Source organism: Mangrovibacter yixingensis, assembly GCF_020523985.1.
GTDB classification, from domain to species: Bacteria; Pseudomonadota; Gammaproteobacteria; order Enterobacterales; family Enterobacteriaceae; genus Mangrovibacter; species Mangrovibacter yixingensis.
Window position 1 is genome coordinate 801,525 of record NZ_JAIVKM010000001.1, and the last position, 15,642, is coordinate 817,166.

Annotated in this window: 12 protein-coding genes; 6 read left to right on the forward strand and 6 right to left on the reverse strand. The window is 48.1% G+C overall.

Annotated features, from left to right (window positions below; translation table 11 throughout):
* The first annotated feature begins 69 nt into the window (after nucleotides 1-69).
* From lolA to serS, 3 genes are all read left to right on the forward strand, one after another.
* On the forward strand, nucleotides 70-681 hold the full coding sequence (gene lolA / locus LC084_RS03800) for an outer membrane lipoprotein chaperone LolA (RefSeq protein WP_226569490.1): 612 nt from the start codon (nucleotides 70-72) through the stop codon (nucleotides 679-681).
* A gap of 7 nt (nucleotides 682-688) precedes the next feature.
* Complete coding sequence (locus LC084_RS03805; RefSeq protein WP_226569492.1) at nucleotides 689-2,032, forward strand: replication-associated recombination protein A; 1,344 nt, start codon at nucleotides 689-691, stop codon at nucleotides 2,030-2,032.
* Between the two features lie 93 nt (nucleotides 2,033-2,125).
* Nucleotides 2,126-3,418 carry a serine--tRNA ligase gene (gene serS / locus LC084_RS03810; protein ID WP_226569494.1) on the forward strand — a complete coding sequence of 431 codons (1,293 nt, stop codon included), beginning with the start codon at nucleotides 2,126-2,128 and terminating at the stop codon, nucleotides 3,416-3,418.
* 87 nt (nucleotides 3,419-3,505) lie between these two features.
* Here serS and LC084_RS03815 read toward each other — a convergent pair whose 3' ends face one another.
* Nucleotides 3,506-4,030, reverse strand: a complete 525-nt coding sequence (locus LC084_RS03815) for a GNAT family N-acetyltransferase (protein WP_226569496.1) — start codon at nucleotides 4,028-4,030, stop codon at nucleotides 3,506-3,508.
* A complete protein-coding gene (locus LC084_RS03820) occupies nucleotides 4,030-4,593 on the reverse strand; it encodes a helix-turn-helix domain-containing protein (RefSeq protein ID WP_226569498.1) in 564 nt (187 codons plus the stop codon). The genes LC084_RS03815 and LC084_RS03820 overlap by 1 nt, the downstream gene beginning before the upstream one ends.
* Nucleotides 4,594-4,984: 391 nt before the next feature.
* Here LC084_RS03820 and LC084_RS03825 point away from each other — a divergent pair, with 391 nt between their 5' ends.
* Nucleotides 4,985-6,133 (forward strand): MFS transporter, encoded by a 1,149-nt coding sequence (locus tag LC084_RS03825; RefSeq protein WP_226569500.1) that lies wholly within the window; start codon nucleotides 4,985-4,987, stop codon nucleotides 6,131-6,133.
* 228 nt (nucleotides 6,134-6,361) lie between these two features.
* On the opposite strand, the gene pflA is transcribed toward LC084_RS03825, so the two are convergent.
* From pflA to ycaO, 4 genes are all read right to left on the reverse strand, one after another.
* Nucleotides 6,362-7,102, reverse strand: coding sequence for a pyruvate formate lyase 1-activating protein (gene pflA / locus LC084_RS03830; RefSeq protein WP_226569502.1), 741 nt, complete (start codon nucleotides 7,100-7,102; stop codon nucleotides 6,362-6,364).
* Nucleotides 7,103-7,382: 280 nt separating this feature from the next.
* Entirely contained in the window at nucleotides 7,383-9,665 is a 2,283-nt protein-coding gene (pflB, locus tag LC084_RS03835; RefSeq protein ID WP_226569504.1) for a formate C-acetyltransferase, read from the reverse strand.
* Nucleotides 9,666-9,716: 51 nt separating this feature from the next.
* A complete protein-coding gene (focA, locus tag LC084_RS03840; protein ID WP_226569506.1) occupies nucleotides 9,717-10,574 on the reverse strand; it encodes a formate transporter FocA in 858 nt (285 codons plus the stop codon).
* A gap of 392 nt (nucleotides 10,575-10,966) precedes the next feature.
* A complete protein-coding gene (gene ycaO / locus LC084_RS03845; RefSeq protein ID WP_226569508.1) occupies nucleotides 10,967-12,736 on the reverse strand; it encodes a 30S ribosomal protein S12 methylthiotransferase accessory factor YcaO in 1,770 nt (589 codons plus the stop codon).
* Nucleotides 12,737-13,055: 319 nt separating this feature from the next.
* Here ycaO and serC point away from each other — a divergent pair, with 319 nt between their 5' ends.
* Both serC and aroA read left to right on the forward strand, forming a co-directional pair.
* Nucleotides 13,056-14,144: a 3-phosphoserine/phosphohydroxythreonine transaminase gene (gene serC, locus LC084_RS03850; RefSeq protein WP_226569510.1), complete on the forward strand. Its 1,089-nt coding sequence runs from the start codon at nucleotides 13,056-13,058 to the stop codon at nucleotides 14,142-14,144.
* An 85-nt stretch (nucleotides 14,145-14,229) separates the two neighbouring features.
* A complete protein-coding gene (gene aroA, locus LC084_RS03855) occupies nucleotides 14,230-15,513 on the forward strand; it encodes a 3-phosphoshikimate 1-carboxyvinyltransferase (protein ID WP_226571125.1) in 1,284 nt (427 codons plus the stop codon).
* Nucleotides 15,514-15,642 lie beyond the last annotated feature (129 nt).

Below are 15,642 nucleotides of genomic sequence, written 5' to 3' on the forward strand. Positions count from 1 at the left end.
CGATAGCTTTGAGGCCAGACTAGCCAGTTGAAAGACTTCACCTGGAATTGTGTTATTCGAGGATATGTAATGAAAAAAATCGCTATTGCCTGTGCGTTATTGTCAGTATTTACTGTCACTCAGGTGTGGGCGGATGCCGCTGGCGCTCTGAAAAGCCGTCTGGATAAAGTGAACAGTTTCCATGCCAGCTTCACGCAAAAAGTGACAGATGGCAGCGGCAATGAAATACAGGATGGCCAGGGAGAACTGTGGGTAAAGCGCCCGAATTTATTCAACTGGCATATGATTCAGCCTGATGAAAGCGAACTTATCTCCGATGGTAAAACGCTTTGGTTCTATAACCCGTTCGTCGAGCAGGCTAGTGCCACGTGGCTTAAAGATGCAACCAGCAATACCCCATTCATGCTGATTGCCCGTAACCAGTCTTCTGACTGGCAGAAATATAATATCAAACAGCAAGGGGACGACTTCGTTCTGACCCCGAAAGCCAGCAGCGGTAACCTTAAACAATTTACGATAAATGTCAGCCAAAGCGGGGCCATCCACCGGTTCAGTGCAGTTGAGCAGGATGATCAGCGCAGTGTTTACCAGCTTACTGGTCAGCAAGATGGCGCGATAGACATGAGCAAGTTTACCTTTACGCCGCCAAAAGGAGTAACGGTAGACGATCAACGTCAGTGAGGCGGTTGTGAGTAATTTGCCACTCGATTTTTCCGATAATGTTTTCCAGCCTCTGGCCGCGCGTATGCGGCCAGAAAATCTTGCTCAGTATATTGGCCAGCAGCATCTGTTAGGGCCAGGTAAGCCATTACCTAAAGCCATTGAGGCAGGCCAACTGCATTCAATGATTCTTTGGGGACCTCCAGGAACAGGAAAAACGACACTGGCAGAAGTAATTGGCCGCTATGCCAACGCGGATGTCGAGCGTATTTCTGCAGTTACTTCTGGTGTAAAAGAAATTCGTGAAGCTATTGAGCGTGCGCGGCAAAACCGCCATGCAGGTCACCGTACCATTCTGTTTGTTGATGAAGTTCATCGCTTTAATAAAAGCCAGCAGGATGCGTTTCTGCCACATATAGAAGATGGCACGGTAACCTTTATTGGCGCTACAACAGAAAACCCCTCATTTGAGCTAAATTCTGCACTGCTTTCCCGGGCTCGGGTGTATTTATTAAAATCTTTGACTACTGCCGATATTGAACAAGTGTTACTACAGGCCATGAATGACACTGAGCGGGGCTATGGCGGGCAAGATTTAGTATTACCCGATGAGACCCGTCAGGCCATTGCTGAGCTTGTGAATGGTGATGCGCGTCGCGCATTGAATACGCTGGAAATGTTGGCAGACATGGCAGAAACCGATGCCAGCGGTAAACGTATTCTGACTGAAGAACTGTTGCGGGAAGTGGCTGGTGAACGCAGTGCCCGTTTTGATAACAAAGGCGATCGTTTTTACGATTTAATTTCTGCATTGCATAAATCCGTCAGGGGCTCAGCACCAGACGCGGCATTGTACTGGTATGCGCGGATTATCTCAGCAGGTGGGGATCCTTTGTATGTTGCTCGTCGTTGCCTGGCTATTGCCTCTGAAGATGTTGGCAATGCTGACCCAAGAGCCATGCAAGTAGCGATTTCTGCATGGGATTGCTTTACCCGAGTCGGCCCGGCTGAAGGTGAACGGGCAATTGCACAGGCGATTGTTTACCTTGCGTGTGCACCGAAAAGTAATGCTGTTTATACGGCGTTTAAGGCGGCAATGCAGGATGCCAGGGAACAACCTGATTATGACGTTCCGGTACATTTACGTAATGCACCAACCCGGTTGATGAAAGAAATGGGTTATGGTGAAGACTATCGGTACGCACACGATGAAACAAACGCTTATGCGGCAGGCGAAAACTATTTCCCACCTGAAATGGCACAAACGCGCTATTATCACCCTACTAACCGTGGTCTTGAAGGCAAAATTGGCGAAAAGCTCGCCTGGCTTGCTGAACAGGATAAAAATAGCCCTATAAAACGCTACCGCTAATGCGGGCGTTGCGGTAAGGTTATCAACACTGCCCGTGATGCGTTTCACGGGTTTTTTTCTCCAATTCAATTCGATAACAAGCACAGGATAAGCATGCTCGATCCCAATCTGCTGCGTAATGAGCCAGACGCAGTCGCTGAAAAACTGGCACGCCGGGGCTTTAAGCTGGATGTTGATAAGCTGCGTGCGCTTGAAGAGCGCCGTAAAGTCTTGCAGGTAGAAACTGAAAATCTGCAGGCTGAACGTAACGCACGATCGAAATCCATCGGCCAGGCGAAAGCGCGTGGGGAAGATATTGAGCCATTACGCCAGGAAGTGAATAAGCTTGGAGAGGCGCTGGATAAAGCCAAGGCTGAGCTGGAAATCCTCCTGGCTGATATCCGTGAATATGCTCTGACCATTCCAAACTTACCTGATGATTGTGTTCCTCAGGGTAAGGATGAGAACGATAATGTCGAAGTATTCCGCTGGGGTGAACCGCGTCAGTTTGATTTTGAAGTACGTGACCACGTTACTCTGGGCGAAGCGCTGGGCGGTCTGGATTTCGCTGCTGCAGTAAAATTGACCGGGTCGCGTTTTGTGGTTATGAAAGGGCAAATTGCCCGCATGCACCGTGCTCTAAGCCAGTTCATGCTCGACCTGCATACTGAGCAACACGGTTATAGCGAAAATTACGTCCCTTATCTGGTTAACCACGATACGCTTTATGGTACCGGGCAGTTGCCAAAATTTGCTGGTGACTTGTTCCATACGCGTCCACTGGAAGAAGAAGCTGACAGCAGTAATTACGCACTTATACCAACTGCAGAAGTTCCTCTGACTAATTTAGCTCGGGATGAAATTCTCGATGAAGAATCCTTGCCTTTAAAAATGACGGCACACACACCGTGTTTCCGTTCTGAGGCGGGTTCTTATGGGCGTGACACTCGCGGTCTTATCCGCATGCACCAGTTTGATAAAGTCGAAATGGTACAAATCGTTCGCCCGGAAGATTCCATGGATGCGTTGGAAGAGATGACAGGCCACGCGGAAAAAGTTTTGCAGTTGCTTGGCCTGCCTTACCGTAAAGTGTTGCTATGTTCAGGTGATATGGGCTTTAGTGCCTGCAAGACTTATGATCTCGAGGTCTGGATCCCGGCACAGAATACTTACCGTGAAATCTCTTCATGCTCTAACGTGTGGGATTTCCAGGCTCGCCGTATGCAGGCTCGTTGCCGTAGCAAAACTGAGAAAAAACCACGCCTTGTCCATACTCTGAATGGCTCTGGCCTGGCTGTCGGTCGTGCGCTGGTGGCTGTGTTGGAAAACTATCAACAGGCCGATGGACGCATTCAGGTACCGGAAGTGCTGCGTCCTTATATGCGTGGTCTGGAATATATTGGTTAATCTGGTTTTCATCCTGTACCGATGTAAAACTCAGTGTAAAAAGCGCCTGTGGGCGCTTTTTTTATGGATTGAAAATATAAACCAGCTTCACAGCACACAGTACATCCAGGTTGTTGAATGAGTGTGTTTGCCATCAGTATCCAGAGCAAAACCAGGTGTCATTCCTGCAACCTCAAATCCGACGGACCGGTAGAGTTTTTCACCGGCATCACCAGTGCGGGTATCAAGAGTCATCAACGTTTTCCCCTGTTCACGGGCATACTGCATTATGTGGCGCATCATCGCGTGTCCCAAACCACATCGCCGCGCTTCAGGGTGCACAATCATTTTTGCTACCTCGCAACGGTGTGGTTGGTTAGGGGGCATGTTGGTAATCAATTGAACCGTTCCCAGTAGTTTGTTACCAAGGCATGCAGCAAAAAGTGCCCGTTCACCGCAGCCAACGGCAGGTTTCACACTCTCAAGCCAGAACTGTTGAGCATCTATTTGGTTGAACGGCTGGATAAAGCTGATTGATGCACCTTGTGCTACGCTCTCAACCAGAAGGGAGGTCAGTGGTTCAAGGTGTAGTTCCAGACCGGAACAATCAAGTTGTAACAGGGTGATAGTCACTACATGCTCCTCTTTGTCATAGCAATTATGTAACGTGCTGGCTGGTTGTGAGTTTTAAATTGCGAGCTGCCATATAGCCGATAACGCAGGCAGTCACCTTCATCCAATTGGTGAGTGGTATTTTCAATAGTCAGTTCAAGTGCACCTGCTAACACCACCAGATGGTGCTCATGGCCCGCAAATGCTGGTTGTGCATACTGAATGCATTGGTTTGCGAGCAAATTCCCTTCGATAACTTCCAGACACAGTTCAGCGCCAGGTGGTGAAACAATACGGCGCAGAAAACCGTTGTTATCATCTTGCCAGGTCTCCTGGTCTTTACGGCGAATCAGTGGTGTAAAGTTTTGCTCAAGGGGGGCAAGTAGCTGCGATATGGTCAGGGAGTAGGTACTGGCGAGCCGTCCGAGCGTATCTGCCGTAGGGCTGACTTCACCATTTTCAATACGTGACAAACTTGCGCGGCTAACGCCACAGTGTTCAGACAGTTGTTGTAGTGTCAAACCACGTGCGACTCGTAAGTTTCGTAATGATATGGCCAGCGCCTGCATGGGGAGGTTATTCATAACTCACCTTTATTTTCTCGTTTAAGGGAAAATATCCCTTAATTGAGATTATTGCAACAGAGAGACAGCAACAGGTATATATCCCTCATCTCTCATGGGCAGGATAAGGGAAAGAGAGCTGGCAGAGAATAAATGTGAATGGGTAAAATAAGGGAATACGCAAGGGAAATTATTCCATGAAATTTTTGATATTATTGTTTTTCGGTTTTCATATTTTTTATAAATAAAACAATTGGATAAAAAAATAAAGTGCAGATTTTTACGCATCTATCATAAGTAATTTGAATTAATGGATTATTCTTGCGCATACAGGGTTTATAGCGATATTGACTTTGTTTTTTTCAGTGGCATGATGCGCTCACTTTGTGGCCTCCCTCACGGTTTTACTTTAATGCGTACCTACTCTCGCCCAGTGCAATTACTGCTCTGTGGGCTACTTTTGTTGACTCTGGCGATTGCTGTTTTGAACACGCTTGTGCCGCTCTGGCTTGCTCATGAGCAATTGCCTGTCTGGCAAGTGGGGATTGTCAGCTCATCATATTTTTCAGGAAATTTATTGGGTACGGTACTGGCAGGATGGTTGATTAAACGCCTGGGCTTTAACCGCAGCTACTATCTTGCCGCAATTATTTTTGCCGTTGGTAGTGCAGGGTTAGGGCTCACAGTCGGATTTTGGTCATGGTCTGTTTGGCGTTTTATCGCAGGGATTGGCTGTGCATTACTGTGGGTCGTAGTTGAAAGCGCGCTTATGTGTGGTGGTACTTCTGCTAACCGTGGGCGTCTTCTGGCGGCCTATATGATGGTGTATTACGTTGGGACAGTTATCGGGCAATTGCTGGTCAGTAAAGTGAACACCGCACTGCTCAGCGTGCTGCCATGGGCTGTGGCGCTTGTTTTATCTGGAATGCTTCCACTGCTCTTTACCCGGATTACTGCGATGGAAAATATTAATCACCAGAGTACACCCGTATTTAGCATGTTGCGGTTGCGTCAGGCGAGACTGGGGGTTAATGGTTGTGTAATTTCAGGCGTTGTACTGGGCTCTCTGTACGGTTTAATGCCATTGTGGCTAAATCACCAGAATTATACTGATTCACAAACCGGTTTTTGGATGGCGCTAATGGTGAGTGCTGGCATTGTCGGGCAGTGGCCCGTTGGACGCCTGGCAGAGCGTTATGGTCGTTTACTGGTACTGCGCGTGCAGGTTTTTATTGTCATTATGGCCTGTGTTGCCATGTTATCTCAGGCAGCGCTCGCTCCTGCTTTGTTTATTCTTGGGGCTGCCGGGTTCACGCTTTACCCGGTTGCTATGGCTTGGGCATGTGAAAGGGTTGCCCCGCATCAGTTAGTTTCCATGAACCAGTCGCTACTGCTTAGTTATACGGTTGGTAGTCTCCTGGGGCCAATGTTAACTGCGATGCTGATGCAGCGTTACTCTGACAGCCTGTTGTTTATTACTATTGGTGCTGTGGCGTTTATTTACCTGCTGATGTTGCTGCGCAAGGCTGGAAAACACCCTACGCCTGTTGCTCATGCCTGATAAAAAAGCCTCTGCATAGCAGAGGCTTGAGCCTGATGACAAACCTCATGTACGCACAGACGAGAGGATGTCACCCAATAAAAAACCAGGAAAATCAATTCATTTATTTTCGGCTGCTAACTAAAAAGAAGGGAAAAACTACGCATTTCCCTTCTTTTTCATCAATCTGAATGCCTCTGCATAGTTGAGGCTTTCCAAATCTGTGAATGTGTACAGGCTGGCTCGGGCTTAGTACATCACTTTATGCCCATATTGCTCCAGAATCCCTTTAACACGCTCCATCGTCTCTTTCTTCGGTGGTTTGATGCCATCAAGTTTATATTCTTCACCCATCGCCACCCATTTGTGTTTGCCTAACTCATGGTAGGGCAGTAGTTCAATTTTCTCTACATTGCCCATATCGCGGGTGAATTCCCCTAAGCGGTGAGCCGAGTCATCATCGTCTGACCAGCCCGGAACCACTACATAACGAATCCAGGTGTTAATCTTGCGTTTCGCAAGGTAGCGGGCGAATTCCATTGTCCGGTGGTTAGAAACACCAACCAGGTTTTGGTGAATCTCGTCATTGATCTGTTTCAGATCGAGCATCACCAGGTCGGTTACGTCTAACAGTTCGTCAATCACTGGATCGTAACGCCTTACAAAACCATTGGTATCCAGGCAGGTGTGAATACCCTCTTTTCGGCAAGCCCGAAACCAGTCGCGCACAAACTCGGCCTGAAGGATAGCTTCACCGCCGGATGCTGTGACACCGCCTCCTGATGCATTCATAAAATGGCGATAAGTGACGGCTTCTTTCATTAACTCTTCAACGGTGACTTCTTTACCGCCGTGGGTATCCCATGTATCACGGTTATGGCAGTAAAGGCAGCGCATCAGGCAGCCCTGGAAAAAGGTAATAAAGCGAATGCCTGGGCCGTCGACCGTACCACAGGATTCAAAGGAGTGAATGCGACCAGTTACTGACATTGCGATGTATTCTCCCGTTCGGGCCTGAAATGTTCAGGCGCGTTTAGCGTGGTCAATCCGTAGAACGCCACGTCGAGTCTGTTTTGCGAGCTGGCCTGGCAGTCGAGTCAGCTTGCAAAACGGGCTCACAGAGGAGGTGCGGTTTACAAGAAAGGCCCCACCAGAGTGGAGCCTTTATTTTATACCCTTCATCTTCCAGGTTGTAGTACCGCCGTTACTTTATCCTTCCCGGCATGACCGGGAAGGGGAGCGACTAGTCTGGAAGGCGAAGCCTCAGTCATTACATGGACTGGGTGAAGGTACGGGTGATAACGTCCTGCTGCTGTTCTTTAGTCAGAGAGTTAAAGCGTACAGCGTAACCAGAAACACGGATGGTCAGTTGCGGATATTTTTCCGGATTTTCCATCGCATCAAGCAGCATTTCACGGTTCATAACGTTAACGTTGAGGTGCTGACCACCTTCAACAGACGCTTCATGGTGGAAGTAACCATCCATCAGGCCTGCCAGGTTAGTTTTACGCACTTCATCATCTTTACCCAGAGCATTCGGAACGATAGAGAAGGTATAAGAGATACCATCTTTCGCGTAAGCGAACGGCAGTTTAGCAACGGAGGTCAGAGAGGCAACAGCACCTTTCTGGTCACGGCCGTGCATTGGGTTAGCACCAGGACCGAACGGAGCGCCAGCACGACGGCCATCCGGAGTGTTACCCGTTTTCTTACCATAAACAACGTTAGAAGTGATGGTAAGGATAGACTGAGTCGGTGTAGCGTTGCGGTAGGTGTTCAGTTTCTGAATTTTCTTCATGAAACGTTCAACCAGGTCAACAGCCATGTCATCAACACGCGGGTCGTTGTTACCGAACTGCGGGTATTCACCTTCGATTTCGAAGTCGATAGCCAGACCGTCTTCGTCACGGATAGGTTTAACTTTTGCGTATTTGATTGCAGACAGGGAGTCAGCTGCAACAGACAGACCAGCGATACCACAAGCCATGGTGCGGATAACGTCACGGTCATGCAGAGCCATCAGAGAGGCTTCATAGCTGTATTTGTCATGCATGTAATGGATAACGTTCAGAGCGGTGACATACTGTTTTGCCAGCCAATCCATGAAGTGATCCATACGGTCCATAACTTCGTCGAAGTTCAGAATGTCGCCTTTCAGCGGTTCAGTTTTCGGACCAACCTGCATTTTCAGTTTTTCATCAACACCGCCGTTGATGGTATACAGCAGAGTTTTAGCCAGGTTAGCACGAGCACCGAAGAACTGCATTTGTTTACCAACAATCATCGGGCTTACGCAGCAAGCGATAGCGTAATCATCGTTGTCAAAGTCAGGACGCATCAGGTCATCGTTTTCATACTGAACAGAAGACGTGTCGATGGAAACTTTTGCAGCGAATTTTTTGAAGTTCAGCGGCAGTTTTTCAGACCACAGGATGGTCATGTTCGGTTCCGGAGACGGCCCCATGGTGTACAGGGTGTTCAGGAAACGGAAGCTGGTTTTGGTAACCAGAGTACGGCCATCAAGACCCATACCGCCCAGAGATTCAGTTGCCCAAATCGGGTCACCAGAGAACAGTTCATCATATTCAGGAGTACGCAGGAAACGAACCATACGCAGTTTCATCACCAGGTGGTCGATGATTTCCTGTGCTTCTTGTTCATTCAGGCGGCCAGCTTTGATATCACGTTCGATGTAGATATCCAGGAAAGAGGATACACGACCGAAGGACATGGCAGCACCGTTCTGTGATTTAACAGCGGCCAGGTAACCGAAGTAGGTCCACTGTGCAGCTTCACGAGCGTTCGCAGCCGGAACAGAGATATCGCAACCATATTTAGCTGCCATTTCTTTGATTTGGCCCAGGGCACGATGCTGTTCAGCAATTTCTTCACGCAGACGAATGGTTGCTTCCAGGTCTTCACCGTTTTCCAGTTTGGATTGCAGAGAAGTGAACTGAGCAAATTTGTCTTTCATCAGGTAGTCGATACCGTAAACGGCAATACGACGGTAGTCACCAATGATACGACCACGACCATAAGCATCAGGCAGACCAGTCAGGATACCTGCTTTACGGCAACGCAGGATGTCCGGAGTGTAAACATCGAACACGCCCTGGTTGTGAGTTTTACGGTATTCAGTGAAGATTTGTTTCAGGCGAGGATCCAGTTGGCGGTCATACGCTTTGCAGGAGTTCTCGATCATTTTGATGCCGCCGAACGGAATCAGACCACGTTTCAGAGGTGCATCAGTTTGCAGGCCAACAACTTTTTCCAGGCTTTTGTTGATGTAACCAGCATCGTGAGAAATGATGGTGGAAGCTACATTGGTATCAAAATCAACAGGCGCGTGAGTGCTGTTTTCGATTTTGATGCCTTCCATGACTTTGTCCCACAGCGCGGTAGTCGCGTCAGTCGCACCGGCCAGGAAAGCTTCGTCGCCTTCATACGGGGTGTAGTTCTTCTGGATGAAGTCACGTAAGTTAACCCCATTCTGCCAGTCACCTTTTGCAAAACCTTCCCAGGCTGTGGCTAATTTTTCATTAAGCTCGGACATGTAACACCTACCTTCTAATGTGGATTTCTTATTTACTGCTTAGCATTGACATTAATGCTTGTCGCCGCCACGCAGGTAAATTACCCAGTACGTCAATCCAACTAACAAGCCACCGCCAATAATGTTACCTATTGTTACTGGGATAAGATTATCAGTGATGAAATGCATCACAGTCAGATGAGGAAATTGTTCCGGAGTCAGGCCAACTGCAGACCAGAATTCCGGGCTGGCAAAGTTACGAACCACGATTCCCATAGGAATCATGAACATATTTGCAATACTGTGCTCAAAGCCGCTTGCGACGAACATCGCGACCGGTAATACCATAATGAATGCTTTATCCATCAGGCTACGGCCAGAGTAGCTCATCCAGACAGCCAGACAGACCATCAGGTTTGCCAGGATGCCAAGGCAAACAGCCTCAACAAAAGTGTGATGTAATTTATGGTCCGCTGTCTGGAGTACATTCAACCCCCAGGCGCCATGAGCTGTCATGTATTCACCGGACAGCCACATCAGCAATACAAAGAGTAGTGCACCAACGAGGTTACCGACATAAACATTTAACCAGTTACGGGCCAGTTGACCCCAGGTGATGCGCCCGCTTGCCTTAGCAACAACAATCAACACAGTTGAAGTAAACAGATCTGCGCCGCAAATGACACACAGAATAAGCCCCAGTGAGAAGCACACCCCGCCTATCAATTTTGCAACACCGAGCGGCATACCTGCAGTGCCGGTGGTTGCGGTTATATAAAAGACAAACGCAATTGAGATAAAGACACCCGCAGTAATTGCTAAATAGAAAGTCGTCAGCGGATGTTTAGTTGCTTTATAAACACCTGCATCTTCGGCAACTTTTGCCATGGCAGGTGGAAGTAAAAGATCAAAAGGGTTGTCAGCTTTCACACTAACTCTCTCTTAATTAATTCGGCGAGATGATACTAACAAAGCATTATAGAGTAGAATTTGATATGGATCATAACCCGCCAGTGTAATAGACCCGAAAACCACATGGATTCTTGCGGAAAACGGCATAACGTTATGAATCTAATGATAAAAATTTATTTTAAATTTTACAAATAGTTTTGAATTTTCTTTTAAACCCCCTGGTCAGCGTTAAAAAATCTGCCATAAATAAGCCAGATTAGTTACATATTATTCTGTGAGAATATATTTCAGTTACTCAATGTTAACCAATGAGTTACATATTAATAGTAATTAGCACAATAAAAAAGCGGGGCAAAAAAGTTGCCCCGTAATATAGCCTTTCGTTATCGCTGCGCCTACAGGCAAAAGCATTATTTATCCTGCTCACTCCACCAACGCTGTTTGGCGTTTTGTAGCTTCTGGTAAGCTGCCAGTAGTGACTGGTGTGCAGGCAAGGCTTTCAAGTCCTTATCTATTACTGGCAGGCCATAAAAGGCTGACTTACCAGTTAATGCGGCCTGTGCGTGTGCCAGCGTCTCTGCTCCGTACATACGAGTAAAGGCCGACTGATATTGTGCCGGGTCACGCTCTTCTTCATGTGCAAGCAATAATAAGGTTTGCAGGCAACGATAGTAGTTGGCGCGTTCATCGCTGAATATGGAAGCGTTGAACTCCATAGTCCATTCAGTCCAGATTAACGCCTGCTCCAGGGACCCACCAGCCAGTGCCAGCATCGCTTTTAACTCACCAATACGCAGGGTATACCAGCCATTTTTATTGCCGGTTGCCAGGCCTAACAACTCACGCACACGGGTGAAATCATCCAGGCCTTCATCGTCGAGTTGCTCAATCAGTGTCAGATATTCTTCGGGTTGCAGTTTACTGCCTGGCAACGCCATGATGGTTTCACGTAGATGGCTGCCCATATTGTTGTTCGCCAGCCACAAATCTTCAGCCGGGTAGATATCAGACATTCCCGGAACCAAAATACGGCATCCATAAACACCAAGGTGTTCATAATCGGCGATGTAGACTTCCTTGCCCTCAGTCTGGAAGATAGCCATCAGCGTGGCGAATTCTTCGTCGGTGGTACCTTTAAATGACCAGTCGACGAAAGGATAATCAGCATCGTCTTTAAACAGATCCCAGGAAATTAAGCCGCTGGAATCGATGAAGTGGGTTTCGAGATTAGCGTGCTCACCCACTTCTTCATCATCAAATGTTGGTGGGGTGAAGACATCGAGATCTTTCAGGCTGCGGCCCTGGAGTAATTCAGTGACAGTACGTTCCAGCGCAACACCAAAGTCAGGGTGCGCACCGAATGAGGCAAAACAGGTGCCATTGGCCGGGTTAAACAGCACCACACAGATGACCGGGTATTTTCCACCCAGAGAGCCATCATAAGCAAAGATAGGGAAACCTTCCGCTTCCAGTTTGGCAATGGCTTCCACTACGCCTGGGTAACGATCCATTACCTCATCAGGGATAGCAGGCAAGCTAATGGATTCGGCAATGATACGGTTTTTAATATGCCGCTCAAATACTTCGGATAACCCCTGAACGCGCGCTTCATAGCGGGTGTTTCCCGCAGACATCCCGTTAGAAACATACAGGTTGCCAACAATGTTCATTGGGATATAAATCGTCTGGTCGTCGGACTGGCGAGTAAAAGGCAGTGCACAAATACCGCGTTCTGTATTACCTGATTGCAGGTCAACCAACTGGCTGGCAGTCAGCGCCTGATCCGGATCGTAGAAGGCTCGCAGGTGTGCATCAAGGATCCCTTCAGGTAATTCATCATCGTCCGGCAGAGAAAACCACTTCTCGTTGGGGTAATGAACGAAAGGCCCATTAGCGATGGTGTCGCCTAACCAAAAGTCAGCGAAAAAGTAGTTAGTGGAAAGGCGTTCAAAATATTCCCCCAGCGCAGAAGCGAGAGCCGCCTTGCGGGTTGCACCTTTCCCGTTGGTAAAACACAGTGCACAGTCTTTGTCGCGAATATGCACAGACCAGACATGAGGAACAGGATTAAGCCATGAGGCTTCTTCAATATTGAACCCCAGATCGGCCAGTTTTTGCTGGAAGCGGGAGATAGAATCTTCCAGGGCGGCATCTTTGCCGGGAATATAAGTTTGAGTCATGGTGTCCACTTTGTTCGTACGAAAAGGGCGCAATGATACGTTTTTTCCCTTTCCTGTGCTATGGCTATGCCACTGAGCAAGGAAATCATCTTGAGTATGAACACAAAAAGTTTACTCATCTATAACATGCTGATTGCGTCACGGGTGTGACAAATAAAAAGATAAAATTATCAGTCAGACGGTATTTCCCCGAGTAATCTGCCAACCGTTGCTGGTCTGATGTTATCTGGCCTGCAGGAATAACCATTGCAGCATTGCCACGTGAGTGATAAAACCGGAGTCACAGGAAAAAACGATTGCTTTTATGTGGTGAGGGGAAATGACTCAGGTCTATAACTTTAGTTCTGGCCCGGCAATGTTGCCGGTAGATGTACTTCGTCATGCACAACAAGAATTGTGCGACTGGCAAGGGCTCGGCACGTCAGTAATGGAAGTCAGCCATCGTGGTAAACCATTTATTCAGGTGGCTGAAGAAGCAGAGAAGGATTTTCGCGACTTGTTGCAAATTCCCTCCAACTATAAGATTCTCTTCTGTCATGGCGGTGGGCGCGGTCAGTTTGCCGGTGTGCCACTGAACATTCTGGGTGATAAATCCACTGCGGATTATGTCGATGGTGGTTACTGGGCAAGCAGCGCAGTAAAAGAAGCCAAAAAATACCTCACACCCAACGTAATTGATGCGAAAGTGACTGTTGACGGTAAACGTGCGATTACTCCAATGCGTGACTGGCAACTGTCTGACAATGCAGCTTATCTGCACTATTGTCCGAATGAAACTATCGATGGTATTGCCATTGATGAAACGCCGGATTTTGGTTCTGATGTTGTTGTTGCTGCTGATTTCTCCTCAACCATTTTGTCTCGCCCTATTGATGTCAGCCGTTATGGTGTTATCTATGCTGGTGCACAGAAAAATATCGGTCCTGCTGGCCTGACTCTGGTGGTGGTGCGTGAAGACCTGTTGGGTAAAGCCAGCAAGGCTTGTCCGTCAATCCTGGACTATTCAGTGTTGAACGATAATGGTTCAATGTTTAACACTCCGCCAACTTTCGCATGGTACCTTGCTGGCCTGGTGTTTAAATGGTTGAAGGAGCAGGGTGGCGTTGCTGCAATGGATAAAGTGAACCAGCAAAAAGCTGACTTACTTTATAGTGTGATTGATAACAGCGATTTCTACCGCAACGATGTCGCTTCTTCAAACCGCTCTCGTATGAATATTCCGTTCCAATTAGCGGATAGCAAACTGGATGCGTTGTTTCTTGAAGAATCCTTTGCTGCAGGTTTGCATGCCCTGAAAGGCCACCGTGTAGTTGGCGGGATGCGTGCCTCTATTTACAATGCAATGCCGCTGGCTGGTGTACAGGCACTGACAGATTTTATGGCGGATTTTGAACGTCGCCACGGTTAATCGTCGTGTTTAATTCCTTGCCCCGTACCGCCTGGTGCGGGGTTTCTGCTTATTATGTTTTTTTGTTGAGAGCTTTACCTCCATGCTGGAATCCCTGACGTTACAACCCATCGCCCGGGTAGATGGAACCATCAACCTGCCAGGTTCAAAAAGTGTTTCTAACCGCGCACTGCTACTGGCTGCGTTGGCTCAAGGCACCACGGCGCTGGCAAATCTACTGGACAGCGATGATGTACGCCATATGCTTAATGCGCTCAGTGCGCTGGGTGTGAAATATACGTTATCTGCTGACCGTACCCATTGTGAAGTGACTGGACTAGGCGGCCCGCTGAAATCGACCAATGCCCTTGAGCTATTTCTCGGAAATGCCGGTACGGCAATGCGCCCATTAGCTGCAGCCTTATGTCTTGGCAGCAATGATATTGTGCTGACAGGCGAACCCCGCATGAAAGAGCGCCCGATTGGGCACCTGGTGGATGCCCTGCGTCAGGGGGGAGCCAGAATTTCGTACCTTGAGCAGGAAAATTACCCGCCATTGCACATTCAGGGTGGTTTTTCTGGTGGCCAGGTGGAAGTAGACGGTAGCGTTTCCAGCCAGTTTCTTACCGCTTTGTTGATGACTGCCCCGCTGGCCGCTCAGGACACTGTCATCACAATCAAAGGTGACCTGGTTTCTAAGCCCTATATTGATATTACACTGAATCTGATGCATACCTTTGGCGTGACGGTCGAAAATCAGCAATATCAAAAGTTTATCATCCGCGGTGGGCAAACTTACCAGTCTCCGGGTAAATATCTGGTCGAAGGGGATGCCTCTTCGGCATCTTATTTCCTTGCTGCTGCTGCCATTAAAGGTGGAACCGTCAAAGTTACCGGGATTGGCCGCAACAGTGTTCAGGGGGATATCCGGTTTGCCGATGTGCTGGAAAAAATGGGTGCTGAAATAACCTGGGGTGATGATTTTATTGCCTGTACACGTCGTGAGTTGCATGCCATTGATATGGATATGAACCATATTCCAGATGCCGCGATGACTATTGCGACCGCCGCTTTATTTGCACAGGGCACCACTACGCTGCGCAATATTTACAACTGGCGTGTGAAAGAAACGGATCGCCTTACCGCTATGGCGACAGAACTACGCAAAGTGGGCGCTGAAGTGGAAGAAGGGCATGATTTTATTTCAATCACTCCCCCAGCCCAACTGACCTTTGCGGAAATTGGGACATATAATGATCATCGTATGGCTATGTGTTTCTCACTGGTTGCACTATCTGATACGCCTGTGACGATCCTTGATCCCAAATGTACGGCAAAAACCTTTCCTGATTACTTCGAACGCCTTGCAAGCATCAGTGAATTAGCCTGATTAATGCGTGCCGCTCTGGGCGGCACGTGCTTACACAGCGTCTGGCTCATTCTCAAAAACGTGATATTTTCTTCTGAGGGTAACAGTCTGCGGCGATGCGGCGTATAATGCGCCGCGTTTATGCTAACG

What these genes read in the sequence shown, in the direction of transcription:
- ycaO (WP_226569508.1), bottom strand. Translation starts at nt 12,736, where the DNA reads ATGACTCAAACTTATATTCCCGGCAAAGATGCCGCCCTGGAAGATTCT.
- serC (WP_226569510.1), top strand. Translation starts at nt 13,056, where the DNA reads ATGACTCAGGTCTATAACTTTAGTTCTGGCCCGGCAATGTTGCCGGTA.
- lolA (WP_226569490.1), top strand. Translation starts at nt 70, where the DNA reads ATGAAAAAAATCGCTATTGCCTGTGCGTTATTGTCAGTATTTACTGTC.
- serS (WP_226569494.1), top strand. Translation starts at nt 2,126, where the DNA reads ATGCTCGATCCCAATCTGCTGCGTAATGAGCCAGACGCAGTCGCTGAA.
- pflA (WP_226569502.1), bottom strand. Translation starts at nt 7,102, where the DNA reads ATGTCAGTAACTGGTCGCATTCACTCCTTTGAATCCTGTGGTACGGTC.
- LC084_RS03820 (WP_226569498.1), bottom strand. Translation starts at nt 4,593, where the DNA reads ATGAATAACCTCCCCATGCAGGCGCTGGCCATATCATTACGAAACTTA.
- pflB (WP_226569504.1), bottom strand. Translation starts at nt 9,665, where the DNA reads ATGTCCGAGCTTAATGAAAAATTAGCCACAGCCTGGGAAGGTTTTGCA.
- LC084_RS03825 (WP_226569500.1), top strand. Translation starts at nt 4,985, where the DNA reads ATGCGTACCTACTCTCGCCCAGTGCAATTACTGCTCTGTGGGCTACTT.